General features: G+C 66.7%; 22 protein-coding genes. 3 read left to right on the top strand and 19 right to left on the bottom strand.

Features of this window, described 5'->3' with window-relative positions:
* Positions 1–368: 368 nt before the first annotated feature.
* The 12 genes from PCA10_RS16250 to PCA10_RS16195 form a co-directional block, all read right to left on the bottom strand.
* Positions 369–1,598, bottom strand: a complete 1,230-nt coding sequence (locus PCA10_RS16250) for a DUF3422 domain-containing protein (protein ID WP_016493159.1) — start codon at positions 1,596–1,598, stop codon at positions 369–371.
* A 178-nt stretch (positions 1,599–1,776) separates the two neighbouring features.
* Complete coding sequence (locus tag PCA10_RS16245; protein WP_016493158.1) at positions 1,777–3,921, bottom strand: methyl-accepting chemotaxis protein; 2,145 nt, start codon at positions 3,919–3,921, stop codon at positions 1,777–1,779.
* A 45-nt stretch (positions 3,922–3,966) separates the two neighbouring features.
* The gene (locus tag PCA10_RS16240; protein WP_016493157.1) at positions 3,967–5,289 is read right to left on the bottom strand and encodes an alginate export family protein; all 1,323 of its coding nucleotides are present in this window, start codon (positions 5,287–5,289) and stop codon (positions 3,967–3,969) included.
* 517 nt (positions 5,290–5,806) lie between these two features.
* Positions 5,807–7,867, bottom strand: coding sequence for a phenylacetic acid degradation bifunctional protein PaaZ (paaZ, locus tag PCA10_RS16235; RefSeq protein WP_016493156.1), 2,061 nt, complete (start codon positions 7,865–7,867; stop codon positions 5,807–5,809).
* Positions 7,868–7,907: 40 nt separating this feature from the next.
* Positions 7,908–9,554: a cation acetate symporter gene (locus PCA10_RS16230; protein WP_016493155.1), complete on the bottom strand. Its 1,647-nt coding sequence runs from the start codon at positions 9,552–9,554 to the stop codon at positions 7,908–7,910.
* Entirely contained in the window at positions 9,551–9,859 is a 309-nt protein-coding gene (locus tag PCA10_RS16225) for a DUF485 domain-containing protein (protein WP_016493154.1), read from the bottom strand. Before PCA10_RS16225 ends, PCA10_RS16230 begins: the two co-directional genes overlap by 4 nt.
* 191 nt (positions 9,860–10,050) lie before the next feature.
* The gene (gene paaE, locus PCA10_RS16220) at positions 10,051–11,127 is read right to left on the bottom strand and encodes a 1,2-phenylacetyl-CoA epoxidase subunit PaaE (RefSeq protein WP_016493153.1); all 1,077 of its coding nucleotides are present in this window, start codon (positions 11,125–11,127) and stop codon (positions 10,051–10,053) included.
* Between the two features lie 25 nt (positions 11,128–11,152).
* Positions 11,153–11,686 (bottom strand): 1,2-phenylacetyl-CoA epoxidase subunit PaaD, encoded by a 534-nt coding sequence (gene paaD / locus PCA10_RS16215; RefSeq protein WP_016493152.1) that lies wholly within the window; start codon positions 11,684–11,686, stop codon positions 11,153–11,155.
* A complete protein-coding gene (gene paaC / locus PCA10_RS16210) occupies positions 11,673–12,434 on the bottom strand; it encodes a 1,2-phenylacetyl-CoA epoxidase subunit PaaC (protein ID WP_016493151.1) in 762 nt (253 codons plus the stop codon). The genes paaD and paaC overlap by 14 nt, the downstream gene beginning before the upstream one ends.
* A 10-nt stretch (positions 12,435–12,444) precedes the next feature.
* Entirely contained in the window at positions 12,445–12,726 is a 282-nt protein-coding gene (gene paaB, locus PCA10_RS16205; RefSeq protein WP_016493150.1) for a 1,2-phenylacetyl-CoA epoxidase subunit PaaB, read from the bottom strand.
* 50 nt (positions 12,727–12,776) lie between these two features.
* On the bottom strand, positions 12,777–13,769 hold the full coding sequence (gene paaA / locus PCA10_RS16200) for a 1,2-phenylacetyl-CoA epoxidase subunit PaaA (protein WP_016493149.1): 993 nt from the start codon (positions 13,767–13,769) through the stop codon (positions 12,777–12,779).
* Positions 13,770–14,364: 595 nt separating this feature from the next.
* Positions 14,365–14,718 (bottom strand): DUF1428 domain-containing protein, encoded by a 354-nt coding sequence (locus PCA10_RS16195; protein ID WP_016493148.1) that lies wholly within the window; start codon positions 14,716–14,718, stop codon positions 14,365–14,367.
* 199 nt (positions 14,719–14,917) lie between these two features.
* On the opposite strand from PCA10_RS16195, the gene PCA10_RS16190 reads away from it, so the two are divergent.
* Positions 14,918–15,301 (top strand): GFA family protein, encoded by a 384-nt coding sequence (locus PCA10_RS16190; protein ID WP_016493147.1) that lies wholly within the window; start codon positions 14,918–14,920, stop codon positions 15,299–15,301.
* Positions 15,302–15,643: 342 nt separating this feature from the next.
* On the opposite strand, the gene PCA10_RS16185 is transcribed toward PCA10_RS16190, so the two are convergent.
* From PCA10_RS16185 to paaF, 7 genes are all read right to left on the bottom strand, one after another.
* Positions 15,644–16,846, bottom strand: coding sequence for an ISL3 family transposase (locus tag PCA10_RS16185; RefSeq protein WP_016493146.1), 1,203 nt, complete (start codon positions 16,844–16,846; stop codon positions 15,644–15,646).
* 143 nt (positions 16,847–16,989) lie between these two features.
* Positions 16,990–18,300, bottom strand: coding sequence for a phenylacetate--CoA ligase PaaK (gene paaK, locus PCA10_RS16180; RefSeq protein ID WP_016493145.1), 1,311 nt, complete (start codon positions 18,298–18,300; stop codon positions 16,990–16,992).
* Positions 18,301–18,399: 99 nt separating this feature from the next.
* On the bottom strand, positions 18,400–19,605 hold the full coding sequence (gene pcaF / locus PCA10_RS16175) for a 3-oxoadipyl-CoA thiolase (protein WP_016493144.1): 1,206 nt from the start codon (positions 19,603–19,605) through the stop codon (positions 18,400–18,402).
* A complete protein-coding gene (gene paaI, locus PCA10_RS16170) occupies positions 19,598–20,047 on the bottom strand; it encodes a hydroxyphenylacetyl-CoA thioesterase PaaI (RefSeq protein WP_016493143.1) in 450 nt (149 codons plus the stop codon). Before paaI ends, pcaF begins: the two co-directional genes overlap by 8 nt.
* A complete protein-coding gene (gene paaH, locus PCA10_RS16165) occupies positions 20,040–21,557 on the bottom strand; it encodes a 3-hydroxyacyl-CoA dehydrogenase PaaH (RefSeq protein WP_016493142.1) in 1,518 nt (505 codons plus the stop codon). The genes paaI and paaH overlap by 8 nt, the downstream gene beginning before the upstream one ends.
* A 4-nt stretch (positions 21,558–21,561) precedes the next feature.
* A complete protein-coding gene (gene paaG, locus PCA10_RS16160; protein ID WP_016493141.1) occupies positions 21,562–22,353 on the bottom strand; it encodes a 2-(1,2-epoxy-1,2-dihydrophenyl)acetyl-CoA isomerase PaaG in 792 nt (263 codons plus the stop codon).
* 46 nt (positions 22,354–22,399) lie between these two features.
* Positions 22,400–23,173, bottom strand: coding sequence for a 2,3-dehydroadipyl-CoA hydratase PaaF (paaF, locus tag PCA10_RS16155; RefSeq protein WP_016493140.1), 774 nt, complete (start codon positions 23,171–23,173; stop codon positions 22,400–22,402).
* 407 nt (positions 23,174–23,580) lie between these two features.
* On the opposite strand from paaF, the gene paaN reads away from it, so the two are divergent.
* Positions 23,581–25,266 carry a phenylacetic acid degradation protein PaaN gene (paaN, locus tag PCA10_RS16150; RefSeq protein WP_016493139.1) on the top strand — a complete coding sequence of 562 codons (1,686 nt, stop codon included), beginning with the start codon at positions 23,581–23,583 and terminating at the stop codon, positions 25,264–25,266.
* Between the two features lie 26 nt (positions 25,267–25,292).
* Positions 25,293–25,892, top strand: coding sequence for a phenylacetic acid degradation protein PaaY (paaY, locus tag PCA10_RS16145; RefSeq protein WP_016493138.1), 600 nt, complete (start codon positions 25,293–25,295; stop codon positions 25,890–25,892).
* Positions 25,893–25,969 lie beyond the last annotated feature (77 nt).

Genomic DNA, 25,969 nt, shown 5'->3' with positions numbered 1-25,969 from the left:
AGCCCAGTTCGGACTCATCAGATTATCTCCTCATCAGGCTAATCACGGTTATTGACCCGGCAAATTGCCGGGTCTTTTTTTGCCTGCGATTTGACACAGGGCTTCCTCCAGGGGCGCGGCCGTAGGGTGGATCACGCTTCATCGATCCACCGTCGATGTCATGCCCGGGCTCGCTGGTGGATGTGAAAAGCGACATCCACCCGACTGCGATTTTGTGCGGCAGCAAGCAACCGGGTTGGCGCGGATGGCTTCCTGGTAGGAGATCGGATGGGTTGAGCAAAGCGATACCCATCACATCGGCCGATGGGTATCGCAGGCTCAACCCATCCTACGTAGCTAGATACCAGCAGCTACATCCTGCGTCGGGCTCAATGCCCCTTGGCTTTCTTGATCCGCAGCAGGATCGCGCCGAGGATCAGCGCCACCACCGGCCCCAGCACCAGGATCGCGGTCTTCGCCGAGATATCCACGCCCACGCTGTGCAGGCCCTGGTAGAACAGCTTGAACAGGCTCAGCAGGTAGTAGCTGATGGCGATGATGGAGAGACCCTCCACCGCCTTCTGGATCTTGATCTGGGTGTCGGCGCGAGCGTTCAGGCTGCGCAGGATCTCGGAGTTCTGTTCTTCCACCTCCACCTGTACCCGCGCCTGCAGCAGGTCGCCCAGGTTGGCCACACTCTGGCCGAGGCGAACCAGGCGTTGGTCAGTGGCCGCGCAGTAGCGCACGGTGGGGCGGAAGCGCCGCTCGATGAACACCCCCAGGCGTTGGCAATCGTCGATATGGGATTCGCGCAGTTCGTTGATGCGTTCGAAGACGATCTGCGCGTAGGCCTCGGTGGCGCTGAAGCGCTGGCGGGTGCGGGCGGTGCTGCGCACGATGCGCGCCGAGAGGGCGGCGATATCCCCCGATAGCGCCTTGGCGCTGCTCTTGCCCTCGGCGTTGCGGTCCGACAGGCTGGTCAGCTCTTTGTCGTACTCCTTCAATTGCAGGCTCACCGCCTGGGCGACCGGCAGGGTGAGGGACGCCATCATGCGGTAGGTCTCGATCTCCAGCAGGCGGCGGATCATCCGGCCCAGCCGATAGGCATTGAGCCGGCGGTTGACCAGGAGGATGCGATTGACCCCGTCCTCGCCCAGGCGGAAGTCCGACCAGGCGATGGCGTCGCCACCGCCCAGGGTGGAGCCGGATGGGTCCTTGAAACCGTAGGCCGCGGTGTTGCCGGCCCAGTTCGCCTCCGACTCCACCAGCACCTGGTCGGCGTTGATCAGCAGGTGGCGATACTCGGCCACCAGCGTCTCCAGCGCGGCGGGCAGCGGCGGCCAGCACTCATCGCCAGGGGTGCGTGGCACCACCAGGGTCAGGGTGAAGAACTCCGTGTGGCGTTCCCATTTCAGGGTGTCTTCGCCCAGGCGCAGCAGCCCCTGGGAACCGTTGGTGGCGAGCGGTGCGTCGGCGGTCTGGTTGAGGCGCTCCACCAGGGCGTCGCACAGGTCCTCGGCATCGGCAAAGGCGAAGTGATAGACGTTGGCCGGGTCACGGAAGTAGATCGACGGGCGCGAATGCAGCTCGTTGTGCAGGGCTTTGCGGAGTGGGTGCATGGCGATTTCTGCAGGCAAGGTGGTTTTCTTTCATGACGCGGCCTGCCGGCAGAGGGGTCACACTGGCGAATTGTCGCAGGGGGGGCCACCGACCAGTCGGGGCGGGTAGCCCCTCAGGTCGGTGGCGACGGGAAGTGGCAGCGAGGCTGCCGAGGTTCACGCTGCGGCCTTGTGAGCCTCAGGCGCGGAATTGCTGCATCAGCCCCTGCTGATGGTTGGCCAGTTCATTGAGCTGACGGCTGACCTGCGCCGACTGCTCGGCCTGGCCGGAAAGCGATTCGGTGACGTCGCGGATGGCCTCGACGTTGCGATTGATCTCGTCGGCGACGCTGCTCTGCTCCTCGGCGGCGCTGGCGATCTGCAGGTTCATGTCGGTGATCAGGTTCACCGCCTCGCCGATGCGCTCCAGGGCGGCGACCGCCTGGCGCACCTGGCTGACGTTGTCCTGGGCCAGCCCGTGGCTGCCCCGCATGGCCTGGGTGACATCGCGGGTGCCGTTCTGCAGGTCGTCGATCACCTGGCGGATTTCCTCCACCGAGTCCTGGGTGCGTCGGGCCAGGCTGCGCACCTCGTCCGCCACCACGGCGAAGCCGCGCCCGGCATCGCCCGCGCGGGCGGCCTCGATGGCGGCATTGAGCGCCAGCAGGTTGGTCTGCCCGGCGATGGAGAGGATCACCTCCAGCACCGAACCGATCTGCTCGCTGCTCTGGGCCAGGCCCTGGAGCTGGGTCATGGCTTCGCTCATGTCCCGGGCCTGGGCCTGGATGGCGCTGGTGGTGCGGGTGATCACCTCAAGCCCCTCGCGACTGGCGAGGTCGGCATGGCGCGCGGCGTCGGCGGCCTGGGCCGCGCTCTGGGCCGAGGCGTTGGCCGTGGCGGACATCTCGTGCAGGGCGGTGGCCACCTGGTCGATCTCGCGGAACTGCTGCTGCATGCCTTCGCTGGTCTGGCGGGCGATCAGCGCCGACTGGTCGGCTGTGTCGCGGGCATCGCTCACCGAGCCCTGGACCTTGGCGATCACCGGCTGCAGCTTGTCGAGGAAGCGGTTGAAGGCCAGCGCCAGGCGCCCCAGTTCATCGCGACGCCCATAGGTCAGGCGGCGGGTCAGGTCGCCTTCGCCATCGGCGATGCCTTCCAGCATGGCGGCCAGGCGCAACAGCGGGCGGGTGACGCCGAGGGCGGCGAGCCAGATCAGCGCCACGCCGAGCAGGGCGGCCAGCGAGCCGACGACGAATTCCAGCGCCGAACTTCGCAGGCGCTCGTCATCCATCTGCACCTTGAGGGCGTCGGCGGGGGCCTGCAGGACCTGTTGCGGCACACCCAGCAGCACGCCCCAGGGCTTGGCTCCGGCGACCGGGGAGAGGGGTTCGAGCACGCTGATCTGGCCCTTGTCGAGGAAGGCGTGGGGCTCGTTGCGGCCGAGGAAATCGAGGACGCCGGAAGCCTGCTCCGGCAGCACCGCTTGCAGGCGCTTGCCCAGCTGCGCGGCATCCTGGCTATGGGCGGCGACCACGCCGGAGGGGCTGATGATGCTGACCCGGCCGCTGCCCTCGTAGAGTTCCCGGCTGCTGGCCAGGGCATCCTGCTGCAGGCTGTCGAGGCCGATGTCGAGGCCGATCACCGCCACCACCTTGCCGTCCTCCATGAGCGGGAAGGCGATGCTGGTGACCAGCTTGCGGCTGCCCGAGGATTCGTCGAAGTAAGGCTCCAGCAGGCACAGCTGCCCGCTGTCGCGCGGGCATGTGAAGAAGGCGTTGAAGGGCGCGCCGCTGGGGCCGGGGGAGGTATCGGCGAGCAGCTTCTCGTCGCCCGGCACTGCCTGCAGCTCACCGGGCTTGGCTTGCAGCCAGTAGAGCGCGAAGCGTCCGGCATCGTTGCTGCCAAGGTCAGCGCGACCACGGAACTCGGCATCGCGGCCATCGAGGGCGTCGGGCTGGAAAATCAGGAACAGCCCGAGCAGTTCGGGACGTTGCTCCACCGCCTTGCGCAGTTCGCCGGCCAGCTCGCCGCGCAGGGCGTCGGCGCTCATCTCGCCGCGTGCCGCGCGCTCGCGCAGGTAGAGCAGGTGCCGCGCCAGGCCCAGGCCGTACTCGTGGGTGCGGGTGAAGCTGCGCTGGATCTGCAGCGCCTGAACCTTGCCCTGGGCTTGCAGGTTGAGGCGCGCCGCCTCGGCCAGCATGCCCGCGCTGGAGTCCTTGACCCGTTCGGTGCTGGCGCGGGTCTGGTAGAGCGACAGCCCCACCAGCAGGCCCACCACCAGGATCAGGCAGAGGCTCGCCAACAGGGTGATCTTGCTTTGGATGCTGAGGCTGGGGCTGGACATGGGGCGGTCGCCTGGAAAAGTCGGGGCGTCGCCGCCCCGCAAGGGTCAGAACATGGTGACGAAGACGACCTGGCTGTAGAGGTTGTTGTCGTCGTTGCCGAGCTGGGTGCCGCCTTCGGCCGCGCTCTTGTCCGGCGTGTAGAGGCCGACCACGGGCATGACGATCAGGTTCTCGCTCACCGCCCATTCGGCGTAGAGGTCCAGTTCGCGGCCATCGAAGTTGCCCAGGCTGCGGTCGATGGTGTCGAAGTCGAACCAGAGCGCGCCCAGGCTGAGGTTCTCCAGGGGAGTCACCTTCAGGCCGACGTGGTGCACGCGGGTGTTGCTGTTGAAGGGGCCGGCGTAGTTGCCCGCCACTTCACCCTGGAACCAGGTGCCGTAGCCACGGCTGAAGCCGGTGAACAGCGGGTCGTAGCCCTCGGAGAAGCGGCTGTAGCGGTAGCTGACGTTCGGCGACCAGGCCACGTCGGCGAAGGTCCAGCCGGCTTCCAGGTACCAGGCGTCTTCGTTGCCGGCTTCCTTGTCCTGCCAGGCGTATTCGCCGGAAAGGAACAGGTTCTCCACCCCGGCGTTGCCCTGGCCGCGCAGGCTGTAGGTCTTCATGTCTTCACGCTCGGCCTGGAAGGGCGAGGCGTACTTCTCGTCGATGTCGCGGACGTCGATGGCGGTGAGGCCCAGGGTGCCGGCTTCCGACACGTGCTCCAGGGTGCCCACCACCAGTTCCGTCTTGGCCTGGGCGCGGTTGTCGGACTTCAGCCACATCAGGTCGCCGCGCAGGCCATCTTTGCCGCCCAGGCGCAGCACGGCGGTCTTGTCGAAGGCCTTGCGCGCCGCCAGCCAGTAGGCGCCGCCACGGTTGAACTCGCCGTCGGCCAGGCCCTTGCCCAGGTTCAGCGCGTCGCCATTGATCAGGAAGCCGTCGCCGACCATGAGGTTCTGGCGGCCGAAAGACAGGTCCACGCCGTCTTCGCCGAGGACCTCGAAGGCCTGGCCGGAGCGCCAGCCGAGGTACGCGTCCTCGATCTTGGTGGTGCGCTCGGAACCATCGGTGAAGCCCGCCGCGTCGCCATCGCCCCAGGTGCCGGAGCTCAGCATGTTGAAGGCGCCATAGCTGGTGCCGGCACCCGCCAGGCCCTGGTCGAAGCTGATGCCGTACTTGGCGTAACCCTCGCGCCAGGACGACGAGCCTTCGCTCTTCGAACCTGCGGTGGCGTAGTTCTCCTGGCTGTGGAAGACGCCGAACACGGCTTCCAGGGTAGCGTTCAGGTGGGTGTCGTCGTCGGCGTACAGCTCGTAGGCGCCGACCTGGGTAGCGGCACCCACCAGCAGCGCCAGGGTGGAAAGTCGGAACAGGTTCGACCGGATCATGGCAAGGCTTCCTTCTTCTTGATATTGGCAGCGGAGCGTTTCGTCGACCGGATACTAAGGAGTTGAGGGCCGCTGGCCTTGTGCCTGCTTGCCAAGGGCTTGAGCCTGCCTGCCAGATTCGGCGAGGCAGCAGGTTGGCTTTTGTTGTGGGGGCGAATTCATTCGCCAACGGCGGCGTAGCTGCCCCCAATGCGGTAAGGGCGAACCTGCGGTTCGCTTGGCGATTGAAATCGCCCCCACAGGTGCGGCCACCGTCATCGGTAGCCCGGATGAAATCCGGGGACGATCCCGCCACCGCTCCCGGATTTCATCCGGGCTACGCCTTGTGTGTCGCAGGGAGGGGTAGGAGCGAATTCATTCGCGAATGGACGGCGTAGCCGTCCCCGGGTTGGGGAGGGCAGGTCTTCGACCTACATCGCGATTGAAATCGCTCCTACAGGGGCGTGATCGAAGTGGGTTCGCGGGCCAAAAAAAGACCGGCCCTAAGGCCGGTCATAAACTCACGCAGCGACTCGGTTCACTCGGCTTCCGGGCGTTTCAGCACCAGGGTCAGGATGTCGTAGCTGGCCACCAGCTCGCCGAGCTGGTTGGTGACTTCCACGTCCCAGGCCACCACGCCTTGCGGCTCGCCCTTCGGGCTCTTCTTGCCCTGGTCGATCTTGCGCTTGCAGGTCAGGCGCGCCTGGATGGTGTCGCCGATGCCCACCGGGGTGATGAAGCGCAGGGTGTCCAGGCCGTAGTTGGCCAGTACCGGGCCCACGCCGGGGGAGACGAACAGGCCGGCGGCGGCGGACAGCACGAAGTAGCCGTGGGCGATGCGCTTGCCGAACTGGGACTCCTTGGCCGCCAGCTCATCGAAGTGCATGTAGAAGTGGTCGCCCGACAGGCAGCCGAAGTTGACGATGTCGGCTTCGGTGACGGTGCGGCGGTGGGTCAGCAGGGATTCGCCGATCTGCAGCTCGTCGAAGTAGCGGCGGAACGGGTGAACCTCGGTCTCGATCACCTTGGCGCCGCGCACGTATTCGCCGGTCACGGCGGCCAGCATGGTGGGCGAACCCTGGACGGCGGCGCGCTGCAGGTAGTGCTTCACCGCGCGCAGGCCGCCCAGCTCTTCACCACCACCGGCGCGGCCGGGGCCGCCGTGCTTGAGTACCGGCAGCGGCGAGCCGTGGCCGGTGGACTCGGCGGCGGATTCGCGGTCGAGGATGTGCAGGCGGCCGTGCAGGGCGGCGGCTTGCGGCACCACGCGGGCGGCAATCATCGGGTCCTTGGTGACCAGGCTGGCCACCAGGCTGCCCTTGCCGCGGGCGGCCAGGGCGATGGCCTCGTCGATGTCGTCGTAGGCCATCAGGGTGCTCACCGGGCCGAAGGCCTCGATGTCGTGGGCGCCGCCTTCGGCGTGCGGGTCACGGGCGCGCAGTAGGGTCGGGGCGAAGAAGGCGCCTTCGTTCACGCCATCACCGCGCGGGGCGAAGCCGTCCTTCGCGCCGAACAGCAGGTCGCTGCTCTGCAGCAGGGCATCCAGGCGCTCGGCCACGTCGGTCTGTTGGGCGTGGGACGCCAGGGCGCCCATCTTCACGCCTTCCACCGCTGGGTCACCGACCACCACCTTGGACAGGCGCTCGCGCAGGCGCTCGGCCACGGCGTCGATGTGCTTGGCCGGGACGATGGCGCGGCGGATGGCGGTGCATTTCTGCCCGGCCTTCACCGTCATCTCGCGGGCCACTTCCTTGACGAAGAGGTCGAACTCCGGGTCGTCCGGGGTGATTTCCGGGGCGAGGATGGCGCAGTTCAGCGAGTCGGCTTCGGCGTTGAACGGGATGGAGTTGCGGATCAGGTTGGCGTTTACCCGCAGCTTGGCGGCGGTGTCGGCCGAACCGGTGAAGGTCACCACGTCCTGGCCCTGCAGGCGGTCCAGCAGGTCGCCGGTGCCGCCGATGATCAGCTGCAGGCTGCCTTCGGGCAGCAGGCCGGATTCATGCATCAGGCGCACGGCGGCTTCGGTCAGGTAGCTGGTGGCGGTGGCCGGTTTGACGATGCAGGGCATGCCGGCGAGGAAGCTCGGCGCGAACTTCTCCAGCATCCCCCAGATCGGGAAGTTGAAGGCGTTGATGTGCACGGCCAGGCCGCCGCGCGGCACCAGGATATGGCTGCCGGCGAACTTGCCCTGCTTGCCCAGCGGCATGGCCGGGCCTTCATGGACGATATTGCCGGAGGGCAGCTCGCGGGCGCCGACGCCGGCGTAGCTGAACAGGGTGCTGGCGCCGCCCTCGATGTCGATCCAGCTGTCGGCGCGGGTGGCGCCGCTGTGGCGGGACAGGGTGTAGAGCTGTTCCTTGTGCTCGGTCAGGTACAGCGCCAGGGCCTTGAGGCGCGCCGCGCGCTGTTGGAAATCCATCGCCATGAGGCTGGCGATGCCGCGCTTGCGGCCGAAGTCGACGGCTTCGGCGAAGTCCAGGGCTTCCTCGTGGGTGCGGGTGATGGTGCTGCCGTCTATGGCGCTGCGCAGGGCCTGGGCGCCTTGCTGGCCGATCCAGCGGCCGGCGATGAAGCTTTGCAGGGTAGTGGCTTGGGTCATCGGAATGTCTCTGCGAAAAAAGTGGGTGGAAGGGCCGCGCTCAATGGCGCGCGGCCCCGGCGGCGCCGATGCCGGTCATGGAACGGATGAATTGCGCCAGGTAGCGGCCGCGTTCGGCCTTGGCGCGCTCGGTGGCGTCGGTCACCGAGAACAGCCAGGCGCTGAAGAAGGCCAGGCTCATGGAGAAGAGCGCCGGGTTGGAGTAGGGGAAGATCGCCTTGTCGTGCTGCAGCACGTTGACCCAGACCGCCGGGCTCAGTACCAGCAGGGTGATGGCGCAGAGCAGGCCGGCCACGCTGCCGGCCACGGCGCCACGGGTGGTCAGGCCTTTCCAGAACATGGAGAGGAACAGCACCGGGAAGTTGACCGAGGCGGCGATGGCCAGCACCAGGCCGGAGAGGAAGGCGATGTTCTGCGACTCGAAGAGGATGCCGAGGATCACCGCCAGCACGCCGATGCACAGGGTGGCGATGCGCGACATGCGCAGTTCCTCGCGCTCGGTGGCCTTGCCCTTGCGCACCACGCAGGCATAGAGGTCGTGGGACACCGCCGAGGCGCCGGACAGCGCCAGGCCCGCCACCACCGCGAGGATGGTGGCGAAGGCCACGGCGGAGATGAAGCCGAGGAACAGGCTGCCGCCCACCGCGTGGGACAGGTGCACCGCCACCATGTTGCCGCCACCGATGATGGCGCCGGCCGCGTCGCGGAACTCGGGGTTGGTGCCGACCATGACGATGGAACCGAAGCCCACCACTATCAGCAGCAGGTAGAAGTAGCCGATGAAGCCGGTGGCATAGAACACCGATTTACGCGCTTCCTTGGCGTCGCTGACGGTGAAGAAGCGCATCAGGATGTGCGGCAGGCCGGCGGTGCCGAACATCATGCCGATGGCCAGGGAGATGGCGTCGATGGGATTGGACAGCAGCCCGCCCGGCGCCATGATCGCGGTGCCCTTGGCATGGACCGAGGTGGCGGCGGCGAACATCGCCTCGGTGCTGAAGCCGAAGTGCTTGAGCACCATGAAGGCCATGAAGCTGGTGCCGGACAGCAGCAGGATCGCCTTGATGATCTGCACCCAGGTGGTGGCCAGCATGCCGCCGAAGGTCACGTAGCAGACCATCAGCGCGCCCACCACCAGCACGGCCTGCAGGTAGGAGAGGCCGAACAGCAGTTCGATCAGCTTGCCGGCGCCGACCATCTGCGCCACCAGGTACATCAGCGCCACGGTCAGGGTGCCGAAGGCCGCGGTGATACGGATCGGGCTCTGCTCCAGGCGGTAGGACACCACGTCGGCGAAGGTGAACTTGCCGAGGTTGCGCAGGCGCTCGGCGATCAGGAACAGGATGATCGGCCAGCCGGCGAGCACGCCCAGGGCGTAGAGCAGGCCGTCGTAGCCGTTCATGAACATCATCGCCGAGATGCCGAGGAAGGAGGCCGCGCTGATCATGTCGCCGGCGATCGCCAGGCCGTTCTGGAAGCCGGTGAGGCCACCGCCGGCAGTGTAGAAATCGGCGGTGGAGTGGGTGCGCAGGGCTGCCCAGCGGGTGATCCCGAGGGTGAAGAGGACGAACGCCAGGAACATGTAGATGGCGGTCCAGTTCAGCGGGCGCGCGGCGGCGTCGGCGGCGAAGGCGTTTTGCGAGACCAGCAGGCCGGCGCCCAGCAGCAGAGAGGTGAGCGCTTTCATTGGCCGCACTCCTGCTTGAGCTTGTCGTTGAGCGGGTCGAGCACGCTGTTGGTGCGCGTGACATAGATGCCGGTCAGGGCAAAGGAGAACAGGATGACGCCCACGCCCACCAGCATGCCCACGCTGGTGACGCCACCACTGAGGGATTGGCCGAGCACGCCGGGGGCGAAGGCCACCAGCAGCACGAAGCCGTAGTAGATCACCAGCATCGCGGCGGTCAGGGACCAGGTCAGGCGCTGCTTGCGGCGGACCAGCTGGATGAAGTCCGGGTTCTCCCGGATTCTCTCGAGGTCTTGCGGTGTCATGGCTGCTCTCTCTTATTGTGTGATTGTCGAGGCGCCCGTTCGACGGCCGACGGCAAGGCTTGCTAGTAGCGAACGGGGTGAAGCGGGTGCTGCGTTATCTTTTTTGCTTGGTAGGAGCGAGGGGGACGCCGAGTTCTTTGCTCGCGAAAAGCATCGCGAGCAGAGCTCGCTCCTACGATGGTGCATCCGGATCAGAGTTGATCGAAGTCCAGGACTACCTTTTCGCTAATCGGGAAGGTCTGGCAGGACAGCACGTAGCCGGCCGCCACTTCGTAGTCTTCCAGGGCGAAGTTGCTGTCCATCTCCACTTCGCCTTCGATCACCTTGCACTTGCAGGTCGAGCACACGCCGGCCTTGCAGGAGTAGGGCAGTTCCAGGCCCTGGGCGTTGCCGGCGTCCAGTACGCTGGCGCTGTTGCGTGCCAGTTCGAAGGTCAGCTCGCGGCCATCGCTGATCAGGGTGACCTGGCTCATGGCGGCGTCGATGCTGCGGGCGGCTTCGCGGGCTTCACGCTTGGCGCTGCTGCCGGCGGCGGCGAACAGCTCGAAGTGGATGCGCTCGGCGGGCATGCCGTTGGCCTTCAGCTGGTCGCGCACGGTCTCGGTCATGGCCTGGGGGCCGCAGATGAACGCGGCGTCCAGGGCCTTGGTGTCGATCCAGCGGGAGAACAGCTGGCCGCACTTGTCGGCGTCGATACGGCCGTTGTACAGGTCCACGTCCTGCTGCTCGCGGCTGAACACGAAGATCAGGTTGAGGCGGTCGAGGTAGACGTTCTTCAGGTCTTCCAGCTGCTCGCGGAACAGCGCCGAGGCACTGGAACGGTTGCCGTAGAGCAGGGTGAAGCGGCTCTTGGGCTCGGCTTCCAGGGTGGTCTTGATGATCGACAGGATCGGCGTGATGCCGCTGCCAGCGGCCACCGCCAGGTAGTTGCCCTGGCGCGCGGCATCCAGGTCCACGTAGAAGTGGCCGGACGGCGGCATGACTTCCAGGGTCTGGCCGGCTTTCAGGCTGTCGTTGGCAAAGGCGGAGAAACGGCCGCCGGCCACGCGCTTGATCGCCACCCGCAGCTCGCCGTCGTTGACGCCGGTGCAGATGGAATAGGAACGGCGCACTTCCTCACCGTCCATCTGGGTGCGCATCACCAGGTGCTGGCCCTGGGTGAAGTGGAAGGTATCGGCCAGGTCCTGGGGAATGTCGAAGGCGATGGACACCGCATCACGGGTTTCCGGGCGCACTTCCTTGATTGTCAGGCTATGGAACTTGCTCATTGTTCTTCTCCGACGGCGGCGCCGTTCAGATGCACTTGAAGTAGTCGAAGGGTTCGCGGCAATCGATGCAGCGGTACAGCGCCTTGCAGGCTGTGGAGCCGAACTGGCTGAGCAACTCGGTGTGGGCACTGCCGCACTGCGGGCAGCACACATCACCGCTGTCGCCCATGAGGCTGCGCTTGCTGGTGCTGCCGGCCGGCGGGGCGATGCCGTAGGCGCGCAGGCGCTCGCGGCCGTCATTGCTGATCCAGTCGGTGGTCCAGGCCGGGTTCAGGCGGCGCTCCAGTTTCGGCGCGGCGAAGCCGGCACCTTCCAGGGCCTGCTCGATGTCCTGCTCGATCACCTCGGTGGCCGGGCAGCCGGAGTAGGTGGGGGTGACCACCACGTGCAGATGGCCGTCCTGCCAGTCGAGGCCCCGGACGATGCCGAGGTCGACCACGCTGACCACCGGCACTTCCGGGTCCATCACCGCGCCCAGCACCGACCAGGCGCGCGCCAGGTCATCCGGCGCGCCGGACCTGGCGCCGCGGTCGCTGGCGATCAACTCACCAGGACGCATCGGGGTAGCTCCGCTGGAGCGATTGCATTTCGGCCAGCAACAGCCCGAGGTGCTCGGTGTGCAGGCCCTTGCGGCCGGACAGGTAGAAGTAGCTGGCCGGTTCCGGCAGCGGCAGGGTGGCGCTGGCGAAGATGTCGGCGACCTTGGACTTCCAGGCGGCGGCGACTTCTTCCGGGTTCGGCGCGATACCTGCCTCGAACAGGCGCTGCTCCACGTCGTCGCCGTTCACCAGCTCGCCGGTGAAGCGCCAGACGTCGCGGATCGCCGCCAGCATGCGCCGGTGGCTCTCTTCGGTGCCGTCGCCCAGGCGCTCCACCCACTCGCCGGAGCGGCGCAGGTGGTAGGTGACTTCCTTCAGGGCCTTGGCGGCGATGCCGGCCACGCGCTCGTCGCTGGACTGGCTCAGGCCGTGCAGCACCTGGAAGTGCCAGGCGTCATAGAGGAACTGCTTGGTGATGGTCACGGCGTAGTCGCCGTTGGGCTGCTCCACCAGCAACAGGTTGCGGTAGGCGCGCTCGTCGCGGCGGAAGGCCAGGTGGTCGGCGTCACGGCCATCGGCCAGCAGCTCGGCGGCGTAGTCCAGCCAGTTGCGGGCCTGGCCCACCAGGTCGAGGCCGACGTTCATCAGCGCCAGTTCTTCTTCCAGCGCGGGGGCGTGGCCGCACCATTCGCACAGGCGCTGGCCCTGGATCAGGGCGCTGTCGCCGAGGCGCAGCAGGTATTGGATGAGGTCTTCACGTTGGCTCATGGCAGCGGCCTCACATGTGTCCGACTTCGGCCGGCAGCTCGTAGAAGCTGGCGTGGCGATAGACCTTGTCCTGGGACGGGTCGAACAGCGGCTCCTTCTCGTCCGGGGAGGAGGCGGTGATCAGCGCGGAGGGCACTACCCAAAGGCTCACGCCTTCGTTGCGGCGGGTGTACAGCTCGCGGGCGTTCTCGATGGCCATGCGCGCATCGGCGGCATGCACGCTGCCGACATGCTTGTGGTTCAGGCCGTGCTTGCTGCGCACGAAGACTTCGAAAAGGGTCCACTCGGACATGGTTGCAATCTCCTCACAATGGCCTGCTGGTCAGGCCATTTTCTTGTTGTTCAGGCGGCGTCGCGTTTCTGCTGTTGCTTGCGGGCATGGGCGACCGCGGCTTCGCGGACCCAGGCGCCGTCTTCGATGGCTTTGCGGCGGGTGGCGACGCGCTCGACGTTGCACGGGCCGTTGCCCTTGAGCACTTCGTAGAACTCGCTCCAGTCGATCGCGCCGAAGTCGTAGTGACCGCGCGCCTCGTTCCACTTCAGGTCCGGGTCCGGCGCGGTGCAGCCGAGCAGCTCCAGTTGCGGCACGGTCTGGTCGATGAAGCGCTGGCGCAGTTCGTCGTTGCCCTGGCGCTTGATCTTCCAGGCCATGGACTGGGCGCTGTTGGGGGAGTCGGCGTCGCTTGGGCCGAACATCATCAGCGACGGCCACCAGAGGCGGTTGATGGCGTCCTGGACCATGTCCTTCTGGGCCTGGGTGCCATGACGCATCATGTGCAGGAGGATTTCGTAGCCCTGGCGCTGGTGGAAGCTCTCTTCCTTGCAGATGCGGATCATCGCGCGGGAGTAGGGGCCGTAGGAGGTACGCTGCAGCACCACCTGGTTGACGATGGCGGCGCCATCCACCAGCCAGCCCACCGCGCCCATGTCGGCCCAGCTCAGGGTCGGGTAGTTGAAGATGCTCGAGTACTTCGCCTTGCCGCTGTGCAGCTTGGCGATCTCGGTGTCGCGGTCGGCGCCCAGGGTTTCCATGGCGCTGTAGAGGTACAGGCCGTGGCCGGCCTCGTCCTGGATCTTGGCCATCAGCTGCAGCTTGCGCTTGAGGGTCGGAGCGCGGGTCACCCAGTTGCCTTCGGGCAGCATGCCGACGATCTCGGAGTGGGCGTGCTGGGAAATCTGGCGGATCAGGGTCTGCCGGTAAGCGTCCGGCATCCAGTTCTTCGCCTCGATCTTGATTTCGGCGTCGATCTTTTCCTGGAAGGCGCGTTCTTCGGGGGACATCTCCTCCAGCGCCTTCACGCGCTTCACGCCGGTCTCAACCAATTGTGCGTACATGCCGTTCTCCAGCCATGCAGGGTTTTTGTGGGTGTGGCTTGGCCATGGCGCTATTTTTAAATGATACGGAATCAAATATCAAACACTAAAGAGAGTATCAAATATGATTTTTGTATCGCTTTGACGAGTGGCAAGGGCGCGTTGTGGGCATAAGCCACGGGTTGGCGGTTCGTCGCGCAACGGGTTCGTTGGGAGGTCAGGATGGCGCTGGATTGGCTGGATGTGGCGTGCCAGAGGGGTTTCGCCTGATTTGGGTGAAGGGTTTCGTGGGGTGAGGGGGAGGTGGGAGGTTCTGTATCGGGTTATCTGATACGGAAAATTTCGTGATGCTGGTTGTGTTGTGGTTTTTTGCGTGGGGATGGGTGCTGCGCCGCGCGGTGGAGTGGGGCAGCCAGCCCCTGAGCAACCCGCTGGATCTATTGAGGTAGGAGCGAATTCATTCGCGAAGGGTGGCGAAGCTGCCCCGATGGTGCTGGCAGGGCAGGTCTTCGACCTGCATCGCGATTGAAATCGCTCCTACAGGACCTGCACGGGGCGTGTCCGTGGATGTAGGAGCGAATTCATTCGCGAAAGGACGGCGCAGCCGTCCCGCCGATCACGCACTCACCAGCACCTCGAAGCCGCCATAGATCATGCGCTGGCCATCGAAGGGCATGGTATTCGGGTCGGGCTTCATCCGTGGGTCTTCCATGGCGCGTTTCATGCCCTGGTCGCGGGCCTGCTTCGAGGGCCAGGTGATCCAGGAGAACACCACGGTCTCGTTGGGGCGGCGCTGCACGGCCATGGGGAAGGAGGTCACCTTGCCATCGGGCACCTCGTCGCCCCAGCACTCGACGACGCTGAGGGCGCCGTACTCCTTGAAGACGCCGGCGGCCATTTCGGCCACCTTGCGGTAGGCCTCGCAGTTGGCGGTGGGGACGGGAACTACAAAGCCGTCTACATAGGTCATGATCGATCTCCTGTCTGGATTCCATTCTGTGGATGGGAAGCGGCCGGATGGTTCGGTCCGTCTGATCAAGAGTCGTTGCAGGTGCCGGAGATTCGACAGCCGCCCCCTGTGGCAAGTCCTGTGAACCGACCGGCGGTCGACGCTGTTAGAGTGCTCCGGTCATTCCGGACTGCGACGCATCAAGCGTAGGTGAAGGACCATGTCGATCACGTCATACGAGGGCGGTTGCCTGTGCGGCCATATCCGCTTTCTCGCCCGGGGCACGCCCGCCAATCCCCATGCCTGTTCCTGTGATTTCTGCCAACGGCACTCGGGGGCGCCGGTGTTGTGCTGGGTGGAGTTCCCGCGCGAGGCGCTGCAGTGGACCGGGGAGGGTGGGGCGCCGGCGTTGTTTCGTTCGTCGGACTATTCCAGCCGCGCCTTCTGCCCGCGCTGCGGCAGCACCCTGGGGGCAGTGGACGACGAACCGGTCGTCGCGCTGGTGACGGGGGTGTTCGATCGGCGTGAAGCGGAGGAGCTGCGCCCCTTGTCCCATTCATTCGAGGATGGTTGCCCGGCTTGGTGCGGGGTGGCTGGGGGCTGAAGCACCGTAGGGTGGACCACGCTTCACCGGTCCACCGTTCGAGGTTCGGCCGGGCGCCGATGGTGGATGTGAAAAGCGACATCCACCCTTGGCTGCGGCAGAGCTGGGCTGACCGGCGGTCGGAGGGAGGTGGCTCACGTCGGCACAGACCAGTTTCGTAGGATGGGTCGGGCGGCGTTCCGTTGAGCTTGCGATACCCATCAGTCTTGTCCGCATGGGTATCGCTCCGCTCAACCCATCCTACGGTCTGTGCCAGGGCGCGGCGCGAGTCACCCCTCGCTCTCCGGGCTACAGACTGCTCAATACGAATCGACCAGCCATTCCGAACCCGAAAAAAAGGGTTCATCGCGCTTTCCCGGGGAAGGCGGCCTTGATTTTCAGGAAGAAGTAGGCCGAGTCGCGGAAGCCATAGGCCATGCGCTTGATCACTTTGATGCGGTTGTTCACCCCTTCCAGCTGGCTGGTGTGCAAGGGGAAACGGGCGCTGGCGAGGATGCCGCGCGCGTAACGCTTGAGGTTCCTGGCAAAGCGTTGGAGCGGCGCCAAGCCGCTGTCCCGGGCGTGCCGCAGCCAGGTTCGCCAGCGCCGCCAGCCGTCCTGCACACTGGGGGCGTACCAGATTTCCTTTAATGCATCCTTGAGCACGTAGGCCGTGGCCAGTGGCTGGTTGGCCGCGAGCAATTCCTGCAACTGCACGGCCTGTCCGCCCTTGAGGTTTTCGCGATTGCGCAGCAGCAGCCAGCGGCTCTGCTTGACCACCTTGCGCGCCGGTTTGTCTTCGCGCAGGCGGTTGGCCTGGTCGACCCGGATCCGGTCGATCACGTCCCGGCCGTAGCGCGCCACCACGTGGAACAGGTCGTACACCACCTCGGCCTGCGGGCAATGCCGTTTCACCTCGAGGTCGAAGGCGGTGTTCATGTCCATGGCCACCGCCTCGATCTGCCGGCAGTGCTCGCCGAGCAATTCGAAGAACGGACGGATCGCCTCACGGCTGTTGCCATGCCCGACCCACAGCACCCGCGTGCGCTCGGCATCCATGATCACCGTGGCGTAACGATGCCCCTTGTGCAGGGCGAACTCGTCCATCACCAGCCGCCGCACCTCACCGGGCTCAAAGGTCCCCACGGCCGCCTCGAGGCGGCGCTTGTCGAGCGTCTTGAGGGTGTGCCAGTGCAGGCCAGTGAGGCGGCTGACATGGCTGATCGGCAACAGTTGCAGCAAGCCCTCGAGCCAGAGGCGCAGCCGCTGGGTCAAGCGGGAGGCCGGCTCCAGCCAGTCAATCCGCTCGGTCACCCGCCCACAATCCAGGCAATCGACGCGACGCACCGGCAGTTGGAGCAGCACGCGCTGATCCAGCAGGTCACGGTCACGCACCTGGCGGATTCGCCGCTCGTGGATCAGCGGGCAGTCTTGGTGACAGCGGCCACATTTGGGGAGGGAGCCGGCTTGAGGTTCGAGCTCAATCAGCAGGGTGTCGTGAGTGGCTTGGCGACAGGCGACGACCTCGTAGCCTGGCCAGAACTGGGCAAGATCAATAGGATTCACGGCGGCAGCAGGGAGTGGGGGTTGGTTCGTTTGGCGACTGCCAATCTACCCACTTCCCTGACTGTCAACTCGCTCTTCCCCCTGAATCCGCGAAGAACCAAAAAAAGCCCCGCATACGCGGGGCTTTTCTTCAGGCTCGGAGCTTACTTGCCGCGATTGTCGTGCACGTGGCAGGCCTTGCCTTCGGAGCGCTTCAGCGAGTAGCAGGGGCGCAGGACGATGCGCGAGCTGATGCCGATGTAGGTCTTGATGTACTTCGACAGCTCGTTGCACAGCGCCTGTTGCTGCGAGTCGCCGAGGTTCTCGTGCTCGTGCTTGAGCTCCACGTGGACTTCGATGCTGTCCAGGTTGCCGTTGCGGAACAGGTGGATCTCGTAGTTCTCCGACAGCTGGCGGACCTTGAGGACCTGCTCTTCGATCTGCGTCGGGAATACGTTCACGCCACGGATGATCAGCATGTCGTCGCTGCGGCCGGTGATCTTGTCCATGCGCCGCATCGGTCGCGCGGTGCCCGGCAGCAGGCGGGTCAGGTCGCGGGTGCGGTAGCGGATCATCGGCAGGGCTTCCTTGGACAGCGAGGTGAACACCAGCTCGCCCATCTGGCCGTCCGGCAGCACTTCGCCGGTCACCGGGTCGATGATCTCGGGGTAGAAGTGGTCTTCCCAGATGGTCGGGCCGTCCTTGGTATCAAAGCATTCCATGGCGACCCCGGGGCCCATGATTTCCGACAGGCCGTAGATGTCCAGGGCGGTGATGCCCAGGCGCTCCTCGATGGCGCGGCGCAGCTCGGCGGTCCAGGGCTCGGCGCCGAAGATGCCCAGGCGCAGGGCCAGCTTGTGCGGGTCGATGCCCTGGCGCTCGATCTCGTCGGCCAGGTTCAGCATGTAGGACGGGGTGACCATGATGATGTCCGGCTGGAAGTCGCGGATCAGCTGGACCTGCTTCTCGGTCTGGCCGCCGGACATCGGGATCACTGTGCAGCCCAGGCGCTCGGCGCCGTAGTGGGCGCCCAGGCCGCCGGTGAACAGGCCGTAGCCGTAGGAGATGTGCACCTTGTCGCCCTTGCGGCCGCCGGCTGCGCGGATCGAGCGCGCCACCACGTTGGCCCAGGTGTCGATGTCGTTCTGGGTGTAGCCGACCACGGTGGGCTTGCCGGTGGTGCCGCTGGAGGCGTGGATGCGCACGATCTCGCTCTGCGGCACGGCGAACATGCCGTAGGGGTAGTTGTCACGCAGGTCGTTCTTGCCGGTGAAGGGGAACTTGGCGAGGTCGTCCAGGGACTTGAGGTCGTCCGGGTGCATGCCGGCTTCGTCGAAGCGCTTGCGGTACAGCGGGACGTTCTCGTAGGCGTGCTTCAGGCTCCAGCGCAGGCGCTCCAGCTGGTGCTGGCGCAGTTGGTCGACACTGGCGGTTTCCATCGGGTCCAGCAAGGCGGTATTGGCAATCATGTTCATGGTTTCACTCAAATTGTTTTTATACGGAGGCCCGTGGGCCCCTGAGTGCCGGGGAAGAGGATACTCCTCCCCGGTTTTCTCGATCTCGGTTCTTGCGATTCAGAGCCGCTCGATGATCAGGGCGATGCCCTGACCCACGCCGATGCACATGGTGCAGAGGGCGTAGCGGCCCTGGCGTTCTTCCAGTTCGTGCAGGGCGGTGGTCACCAGGCGCGCGCCGCTCATGCCCAGCGGGTGGCCGAGGGCGATGGCGCCGCCGTTGGGGTTCACCCGGGCGTCGTCGTCGGCCAGGCCCAGCTCGCGCAGCACGGCCAGGCCCTGGGCGGCGAAGGCTTCGTTGAGTTCGATCACGTCCATGTCGGCCAGGGACAGGCCGGTCAGTTCCAGCACCTTGCGGGTCGCCGGTACCGGGCCGATGCCCATGATGCGCGGCTCGACGCCGGCGGTGGCCATGCCGACCACCCGGCCGCGGGCCTTCAGGCCGTGGCGCTTGGCGGCTTCCGGGCTGGCCAGGAGCAGGGCGCAGGCGCCGTCGTTGACGCCCGAGGCGTTGCCGGCGGTGACGCTGCCGCCCTGGCGGAACGGCGTGCCGAGCTTGGCCAGCTGTTCCAGGGTGGTGTCGCCGCGCGGGTGTTCATCCTGCTCGACCACCTTGGCCGGGCCCTTGCGCTGGGGGATCTCCACCGGGACGATTTCCTTCGCCAGGCGGCCGTTGGCCTGGGCCGCGGCGGCGCGCTGCTGGCTGCGCAGGGCGAAGGCGTCCTGGTCGGCGCGGGAGATGTTGAACTGCTCGGCGACGTTCTCGGCGGTTTCCGGCATGGAGTCGATGCCGTACTCGGCCCTCAGCAGCGGGTTGACGAAGCGCCAGCCGATGGTGGTGTCGAAGATTTCCGCCTGGCGGGAGAAGGCGCTGTCGGCCTTGCCCATGACGAAGGGCGCGCGGGACATGGATTCCACGCCGCCGGCCAGCATCAGGCCAGCCTCGCCGCAGCGCAGGGCGCGGGCGGCGTTGCCGATAGCGTCCAGGCCGGAGCCGCAAAGACGGTTCAGGGTGGTGCCGGGCACGGTTACCGGCAGGCCTGCCAGCAGGGACGACATGCGCGCGACGTTGCGGTTGTCTTCGCCGGCCTGGTTGGCGCAGCCGTAGATCACGTCGTCGATGGCGCTCCAGTCCAGTTCCGGGTGGCGGGCGATCAGGGCGCGCAGGGGCACGGCGCCGAGGTCGTCGGCGCGCACGCCGGACAGCGCACCGGCGTAGCGGCCGATGGGCGTACGCACGGCGTCGATAATCAGGGCGTCATTCATTCGGGGTCTCCTGCGCGAGTACCGAGCCGCGCACTTTGTAGGACTTGCCATGGAAGAGGGCGATCAGTTGCCCGTTCTGGTTTTCGATGCGCACGTCGTAGTTGCCGGTGCGGCCGCTGCGGCTCTGCTCGATGGCCTGGGCGGTGAGGGTGTCGCCCAGGCGCGCCGGCGCCACGTAGTCGATGCTGCAGCCGATGGCCACGGTGGCGTCGTTGTAGGAGTTGCAGGCGAAGGCGAAGGCCGAGTCGGCCAGGGCGAACAGGTAGCCGCCGTGGCAGGTGCCGTGGCCCTGCAGCATGTCTTCGCGCACGGTCATGCCGATCCGCGCGGCGCCGGGGGCCATCGAGAGCAGGCGCATGCCCATGGCCTGGCTGGCGGTGTCGCGCTCGAACAGCGCGGTGCCGCAGGCCTCGGCCAGGGACAGGGCTTCGTGGTTAGTCATGGAATTTTCTCCCTTCGGCGACGCGACGGCGCAGCAGCAGGGAAGGGCGGTAGCGCTCCTCGCCATAGGCGGCCTGGAGGTTCTCCAGGGTGCGCAGTATGGCCGGCAGGCCAATGGTGTCGGCCCAGGCCAGCGGACCTTGCGGGTAGTTCACCCCGGCGCGCATGGCGAGATCGATGTCGCCGACGGTGCCGACGCCCTGGAGCACGGCGTCACTGCCTTCGTTGGCCAGCATGGCCAGGGTGCGCAGCACCGCCAGGCCGGGGATGTCGGCAAGCGGGCTGACCTTGAGGCCGGCGCGTTGCAGCAGGGCCACGGCCTGGTCGCGGGCCGTCTGGCTGGTGCCGGCGGCGAAGCTGACACCCAGGCGGCTGGCTTTGGCGTAGTCCAGGGCGAGGTCGATCAGCACCAGGTTGCTGATGCCGTCTTCGTTGGCGCGTTGGCTGGCCAGGCGGCCGTCGGACAGGGCGATCACCGCCTCGCCGACCCGCAGCAGGCCCTGGCCGTCGCGGCGCACCAGTTGCACGCCGGCCTCGGCCAGGCGCTGGATCAGCGGTTCGGCCACGCCCAGCCCGCCTTCCACCACGCAGGTGTCGATGCTGGCGGCGCTGGTCAGTTCGGCCGCTTGCGGGCGCTCGGCGCCTTCGGCGTAGTCGTAGAAACCATGGCCGCTCTTGCGGCCGAGGCGGCCGGCGTCCACCAGCTCCTTCTGGATCAGCGAGGGCTGGAAGCGGAAGTCGCCGTAGTAGGCGTCGAACACCGAGCAGGTCACGGCGTAGTTGACGTCATGGCCGATCAGGTCGGTGAGTTCGAAGGCGCCCATGCGGAAACCGCCCGCGTCACGCATCAGTGCGTCGAGGGTGGCGCAGTCGGCGGCGCCTTCCTGCAGCAGGCGCAGGCTTTCGGCGTAGAAGGGGCGCGCCACGCGGTTGACGATGAAGCCGGGGGTGGAGCGGGTGTGTACCGGCTTCTTGCCCCAGGCCTTGGCGGTTTCGTACAGGCATTCGGCCAGGGCCGGATCGCTGGCCAGGCCCGAGACGACTTCCACCAGGGCCATCAGCGGCGCCGGGTTGAAGAAGTGCATGCCGAGCACCCGGCCCGGATGGGCGAGGCCCGCCGCCAGGCTGGTGATGGACAGGGACGAGGTGTTGCTGGCGAGGATGCAGTCGGCGCTGCACAGGCTTTCCAGCTGGCGCAGCAGGCCGCGCTTGACCTCCAGGTTCTCGACGATGGCCTCGATCACCAGGCTGGCATCGGCCAGGGCCTCGATGGCTTCCACCGGCTGCAGGCGAGCGACGGTGGCGGCGCGGGCTTCGGCGGCGAGCTTGCCTTTTTCCACCAGGCGGCCGAGTTGGCGATCGATACCATCGATGGCCTGGGCGGAGGCGCCGGGGCGGTTGTCATAGAGCTTGACCGGGTGGCCGGCCTGGGCGGCCACCTGGGCGATGCCGGCACCCATGGCGCCGGCACCGATCACGGCGATTGTTGCGGAGTTGTTCAGGGCGGGCATGGGATCAGCGTCCTTTGAAGGCCGGGGTGCGCTTTTCCATGAAGGCGCTGACGCCCTCGCGGTAGTCCTCGCTGCGGCCGGCGAGGCGCTGCAGGTCGCGTTCGAGGTCCAGCTGCTCGTCGAAGCTGTTGTTCAGGCTGGCGTTGAGGCTGCGCTTGATCAGGGCCAGGCCGTAGGTGGGCTGGGTGGCCAGGTGGCGGGCGAGCTTGAGGGCTTCCTCGCGCAGGGCGGCGTCGTCCACCACGCGGTAGATCAGGCCCCATTGTTCGGCCTGCTCGGCGCTCAGGCGCTCGCCCAGCAGGGCCAGTGCCTTGGCGCGGGCCGTGCCGATCAGGCGCGGCAGGGTCCAGGTGCCGCCGGAATCCGGGATCAGGCCGATCTTGCAGAAGGCCTGGATGAAGCTGGCGGAGCGGGCGGCCAGGACCAGGTCGCAGGCCAGCGGGATGTTGGCGCCGGCACCGGCGGCCACGCCGTTGACCGCGCAGATCACCGGCAGCGGCAGGTCGCGCAGGCTGCGGATCAGCGGGTTGTAGAACTTCTCGATGGATTCGCCCAGATCAGGGGCGTCGGCGCCGGGGGCGACGTTGCGGTCGGCCAGGTCCTGGCCCGCGCAGAAGCCACGGCCTTCGCCGGTCAGCAGCAGGACGCGCACTTCCGGGTTCTGGCGCACCTGCTTGAGGGCCTCGCGGACCTCGCCGTGCATCTTGGCGTTGAAGCTGTTCAGCTGCTCGGGGCGGTTCAGGCTGAGGGTGGCGACGCCAGCCTCGATGGAAAACAGGATGTGCTCGAAGTTCATGGCTCTGGGCGCTCTATGGAGTTCGAAGGAGTGGATGGGCCAGTGATCACTGGCCGATGAATTCGGGGCGGCGCTTTTCCTGGAAGGCGCGGATGCCTTCCTCGCGGTCGCGGGTGCCGGCCAGCAGGGTGAAGGCGTGGCGCTCGAAGCGCAGGCCGCTGGCAAGGTCCGTGTCCTCGGCTTTCAGCAGGGCTTCCTTGGCCAGGCGTACGGCCAGGGGCGCCTTCTGGGCGATCACGCGGGCGATGGCGATGGCGCGTTCGACGGTGAATTCCGGCTGGGTCACTTCGCTGATGAGGCCGGCGCGCTGGGCGTGGCGGGCGTCGATGGCTTCACCGGTGAGCACCATCTGCATGGCCAGGGACTTGCCTACCGCGCGCAGCAGGCGTTGGGTGCCGCCGGCGCCGGGCATGATTCCGAGATTGATTTCCGGCTGGCCGAAGCGGGCGTCTTCGCCGGCGATGAGGATGTCGGCGTGCATCGCCAGTTCGCAGCCGCCGCCGAGGCAGACGCCGTTCACCGCGGCGATCAGCGGCTTGCTGAAGCGCGTGATGCGCTGCCAGTGGGCCAGGCGCGGGTCGTTGAGGATGCCCACCAGGTCGCGCTCGGCCATTTCCTTGATATCGGCGCCGGCGGCGAAGGCCTTGCGGCTGCCGGTGATGACCACCACGCGGGTCTCGGCATCCTGCTCGGCGGCGTCCAGTTCGGCGGCCAGCTCGCCCAGCAATTCGGTATTGAGGGCGTTGAGCGCTTCCGGGCGCTGCAGGGTGATCAGGCGGACGCCCTGCTCGGGCGGCAGGACGGCAAGGGTACGAGGCATGTCGACTGTCCTCAGGTGCACGCGCGGCCTTGAGTCAGCCGCTCTTATTAGTGGGTTCGGGGCCATCCCCTTCCTGTGTCGGCCGCGCTGAGGGCGGGGCGACTTTGGCCGGAGTATAACCACAAAGCGATACAAAACAATAAGTGTAGATATGATTTATGTGTCTCATAAGCTCTGTTTTTGCTACCAAAGGACGAAGTGAGGGGCGTGGCGTTCAGCGTTAGTGCCCCGTAATTACTGGTTTGTGGCGTGTTCTATGCGGTGGGTCTAAGCCCCCATGACCGGTCGTCATCTGATACAGCAGCTGGTGCTTTTATGTTTCTCATTGATGTGATACAAAATTCGACATCAAGCGAATCGCTTTGCGCCACCTTGTGGCTCTACCTGCCCTGTTGAGGAGTTCTTCCATGTCGACCACCGCCCGCGCCGCCGCCCTCGAGTTGTTCGAGCACCATCGCGGCACCCTCGAACGCGCTGTCCAGGCGATCGCCGAGCGTGGCTACTGGTCGCCCTTCCCGGAAAGCCTCAAGCAGTACCCGGAAGAGGCCGTGAAGGGGGCCCAGGCCGCCTTCGAGGCGCTGCTCGGCAAGCATTTCGACCTGGCCGGGCCGCAAGCGGTGGGCCGCGCCGGCGCCGAGCGCTCCCCCTATGGTTTCGACCTGAACGTGAGCTACGACCAGTACGACGCCGACACGCTGCTGGCGCGCATGCAGGCGGCCCTGCCTGCCTGGCGTGACGCTGGCGCGAATGCACGGGTGGGGGCCTGCCTGGAGATCCTCCAGCGCCTCAATGCCCTGAGCCCGACCCTGGCCCATGCGGTGATGCACACCAGTGGCCAGGCCTACATGATGGCCTTCCAGGCCGGCGGCCCCCACGCCCAGGACCGTGGTCTGGAAGTGCTGGCCTACGCCTGGCGCGCCATGGCCGAGGTGCCGGAGTCGGCACTCTGGACCAAGCCCCAGGGCAAGCAGGACCCGCTGGTGCTGGACAAGCGCTGGCACGTCGTCCCGCGCGGCCTGTCCCTGGTGATCGCCTGCTCCACCTTCCCCACCTGGAACACCTACCCGGGCCTGTTCGCCAGCCTGGCCACCGGTAACCCGGTGCTGGTCAAGGCGCACCCCGGCGCGATCCTGCCGGTGGCCATGAGCGTCAAGGTGGCCCAGGACGTGCTGGCCGAGCTGGGCTTCGACCCGGCCCTGGTGAGCCTGGTGGTGGATACCCCGGAAGCCCCGGTGAGCCAGCAGCTGGCCCTGGACCCGCGCGTCAAGCTGGTGGACTTCACCGGTTCCAACGCCTTCGGCAACTGGCTGGAAGACAACGCCCGCCAGGCCCAGGTCTTCACCGAGAAGGCCGGCATCAACAGCGTGATCATCGACAGCGTGCGCGACCTCAAGGCCGTGGCGCGCAACCTGGCGTTCTCCCTCAGCCTCTATTCCGGGCAGATGTGCACCACCACCCAGGCCATCTACGTACCCCGCGGCGGCATTCGCAATGGCGATGAGCTGGTGAGCTTCGATGAGGTGGCCCAGGCCCTGGCCGGCGGCGTGAAGAGCTTCCTCGCCGACAACGAGCGCGCTTGCGCTGTGATCGGCGCCATCCAGTCCGAGGCCACCGTCCAGCGCATCCAGGCCTGCCGCGAGCTCGGCGAGGTGCTGCTGGACAGCGAAGCCCGCGAGCACCCGCAGTTCCCCGGCGCGCGCGTGCATACCCCGTTGCTGCTGAAGGTGGACGCCGCCGATCGTGACGCCTACTCCGAGGAGCGCTTCGGCCCCATCGCCTTCGTCATCGCCACCGACGACACCGAGCACAGCCTGCGCCTGGCCGGCGAGGTGATCGCCGAGAAGGGCGCCCTGACCCTGGGCGTCTATTCCACCGACGACGCCGTGCTGGACCGTGCCGAGCTGCTGTCCCAGGACGTGGCCGTGGCCCTGTCGATCAACTTCGACGGCGGCGTGTTCGTCAACCAGTCCGCGGCCTTCAGCGATTTCCACGCCAGCGGCGGCAACCCTGCGGCCAACGCTTCCATCACCGATGGTGCCTTCGTCGCCCGGCGCTTCGTCACCGTGCAGAGCCGCCGCCACGGCGCCGCCTGAGCCTTATAAGAAGAAGGAACCCCGCGATGACCTGCTACAGCCTCGACGGCCTGACCCCGGTGGTGCACCCCACCGCCTACGTACACCCCACTGCGGTGCTGATCGGTGACGTGATCATCGGCCCGGGTTGCTACGTCGGCCCGCTGGCTAGCCTGCGCGGCGACTTCGGCCGGATCGTCCTGGAGGAGGGCGCCAATATCCAGGACACCTGCGTGATGCACGGCTTCCCCGACAGCGACACGGTGGTGGAGCGCAATGGCCATATCGGCCATGGCGCCGTGCTCCATGGCTGCCACATCGGCGAAGACGTCCTGGTGGGGATGAACGCGGTGGTGATGGACGGCGCGCGGATCGGCGCGCGCTCCTTCGTTTCCGCCACCGCTTTCGTCAAGGCCGGCTTCAGCTGCGATCCGCAATCCCTGGTGATGGGTGCGCCGGCCCAGGTCAAGCGCCAGCTCAGCGACCAGGAAGTGGCCTGGAAGCAGGCCGGCACTCGCGAATACCAGCTGCTGGCCCAGCGCTGCCTGGAAAGCCTGGTGGCCTGCGAGCCCCTGGCCGAGGTGGAATCCGACCGGCGGCGTATCGCCGACCGTGGCCTGCGCCCCAAAGGCAGTTCGTCGCAATGAGTGCGGTCTTCGCACAGCGGGGTTGCGCCCCGATGGTCATGCCGATCCGCCTGCGGGTATATTCGGCATCCTTTTTG

The sequence above is a fragment of the Pseudomonas resinovorans NBRC 106553 genome (assembly GCF_000412695.1).
Lineage (GTDB): Bacteria > Pseudomonadota > Gammaproteobacteria > Pseudomonadales > Pseudomonadaceae > Metapseudomonas > Metapseudomonas resinovorans_A.
The sequence above is the reverse complement of the archived record's forward strand: the minus strand, read 5'-3'. Positions and strand labels throughout refer to the sequence as shown.

Coding starts and splice junctions, on each gene's coding strand:
- paaG (WP_016493141.1), bottom strand. CDS start 22,353: ATGAACTTCGAGCACATCCTGTTTTCCATCGAGGCTGGCGTCGCCACC.
- paaC (WP_016493151.1), bottom strand. CDS start 12,434: ATGAGCCAACGTGAAGACCTCATCCAATACCTGCTGCGCCTCGGCGAC.
- paaA (WP_016493149.1), bottom strand. CDS start 13,769: ATGTACGCACAATTGGTTGAGACCGGCGTGAAGCGCGTGAAGGCGCTG.
- PCA10_RS16190 (WP_016493147.1), top strand. CDS start 14,918: ATGTCGATCACGTCATACGAGGGCGGTTGCCTGTGCGGCCATATCCGC.
- paaE (WP_016493153.1), bottom strand. CDS start 11,127: ATGAGCAAGTTCCATAGCCTGACAATCAAGGAAGTGCGCCCGGAAACC.
- paaI (WP_016493143.1), bottom strand. CDS start 20,047: ATGACTAACCACGAAGCCCTGTCCCTGGCCGAGGCCTGCGGCACCGCG.
- pcaF (WP_016493144.1), bottom strand. CDS start 19,605: ATGAATGACGCCCTGATTATCGACGCCGTGCGTACGCCCATCGGCCGC.
- PCA10_RS16225 (WP_016493154.1), bottom strand. CDS start 9,859: ATGACACCGCAAGACCTCGAGAGAATCCGGGAGAACCCGGACTTCATC.
- PCA10_RS16195 (WP_016493148.1), bottom strand. CDS start 14,718: ATGACCTATGTAGACGGCTTTGTAGTTCCCGTCCCCACCGCCAACTGC.
- paaH (WP_016493142.1), bottom strand. CDS start 21,557: ATGCCCGCCCTGAACAACTCCGCAACAATCGCCGTGATCGGTGCCGGC.
- paaY (WP_016493138.1), top strand. CDS start 25,293: ATGACCTGCTACAGCCTCGACGGCCTGACCCCGGTGGTGCACCCCACC.
- PCA10_RS16230 (WP_016493155.1), bottom strand. CDS start 9,554: ATGAAAGCGCTCACCTCTCTGCTGCTGGGCGCCGGCCTGCTGGTCTCG.
- PCA10_RS16245 (WP_016493158.1), bottom strand. CDS start 3,921: ATGTCCAGCCCCAGCCTCAGCATCCAAAGCAAGATCACCCTGTTGGCG.
- paaN (WP_016493139.1), top strand. CDS start 23,581: ATGTCGACCACCGCCCGCGCCGCCGCCCTCGAGTTGTTCGAGCACCAT.
- paaF (WP_016493140.1), bottom strand. CDS start 23,173: ATGCCTCGTACCCTTGCCGTCCTGCCGCCCGAGCAGGGCGTCCGCCTG.
- paaD (WP_016493152.1), bottom strand. CDS start 11,686: ATGCGTCCTGGTGAGTTGATCGCCAGCGACCGCGGCGCCAGGTCCGGC.
- PCA10_RS16250 (WP_016493159.1), bottom strand. CDS start 1,598: ATGCACCCACTCCGCAAAGCCCTGCACAACGAGCTGCATTCGCGCCCG.
- paaK (WP_016493145.1), bottom strand. CDS start 18,300: ATGAACATGATTGCCAATACCGCCTTGCTGGACCCGATGGAAACCGCC.
- paaB (WP_016493150.1), bottom strand. CDS start 12,726: ATGTCCGAGTGGACCCTTTTCGAAGTCTTCGTGCGCAGCAAGCACGGC.
- paaZ (WP_016493156.1), bottom strand. CDS start 7,867: ATGACCCAAGCCACTACCCTGCAAAGCTTCATCGCCGGCCGCTGGATC.
- PCA10_RS16240 (WP_016493157.1), bottom strand. CDS start 5,289: ATGATCCGGTCGAACCTGTTCCGACTTTCCACCCTGGCGCTGCTGGTG.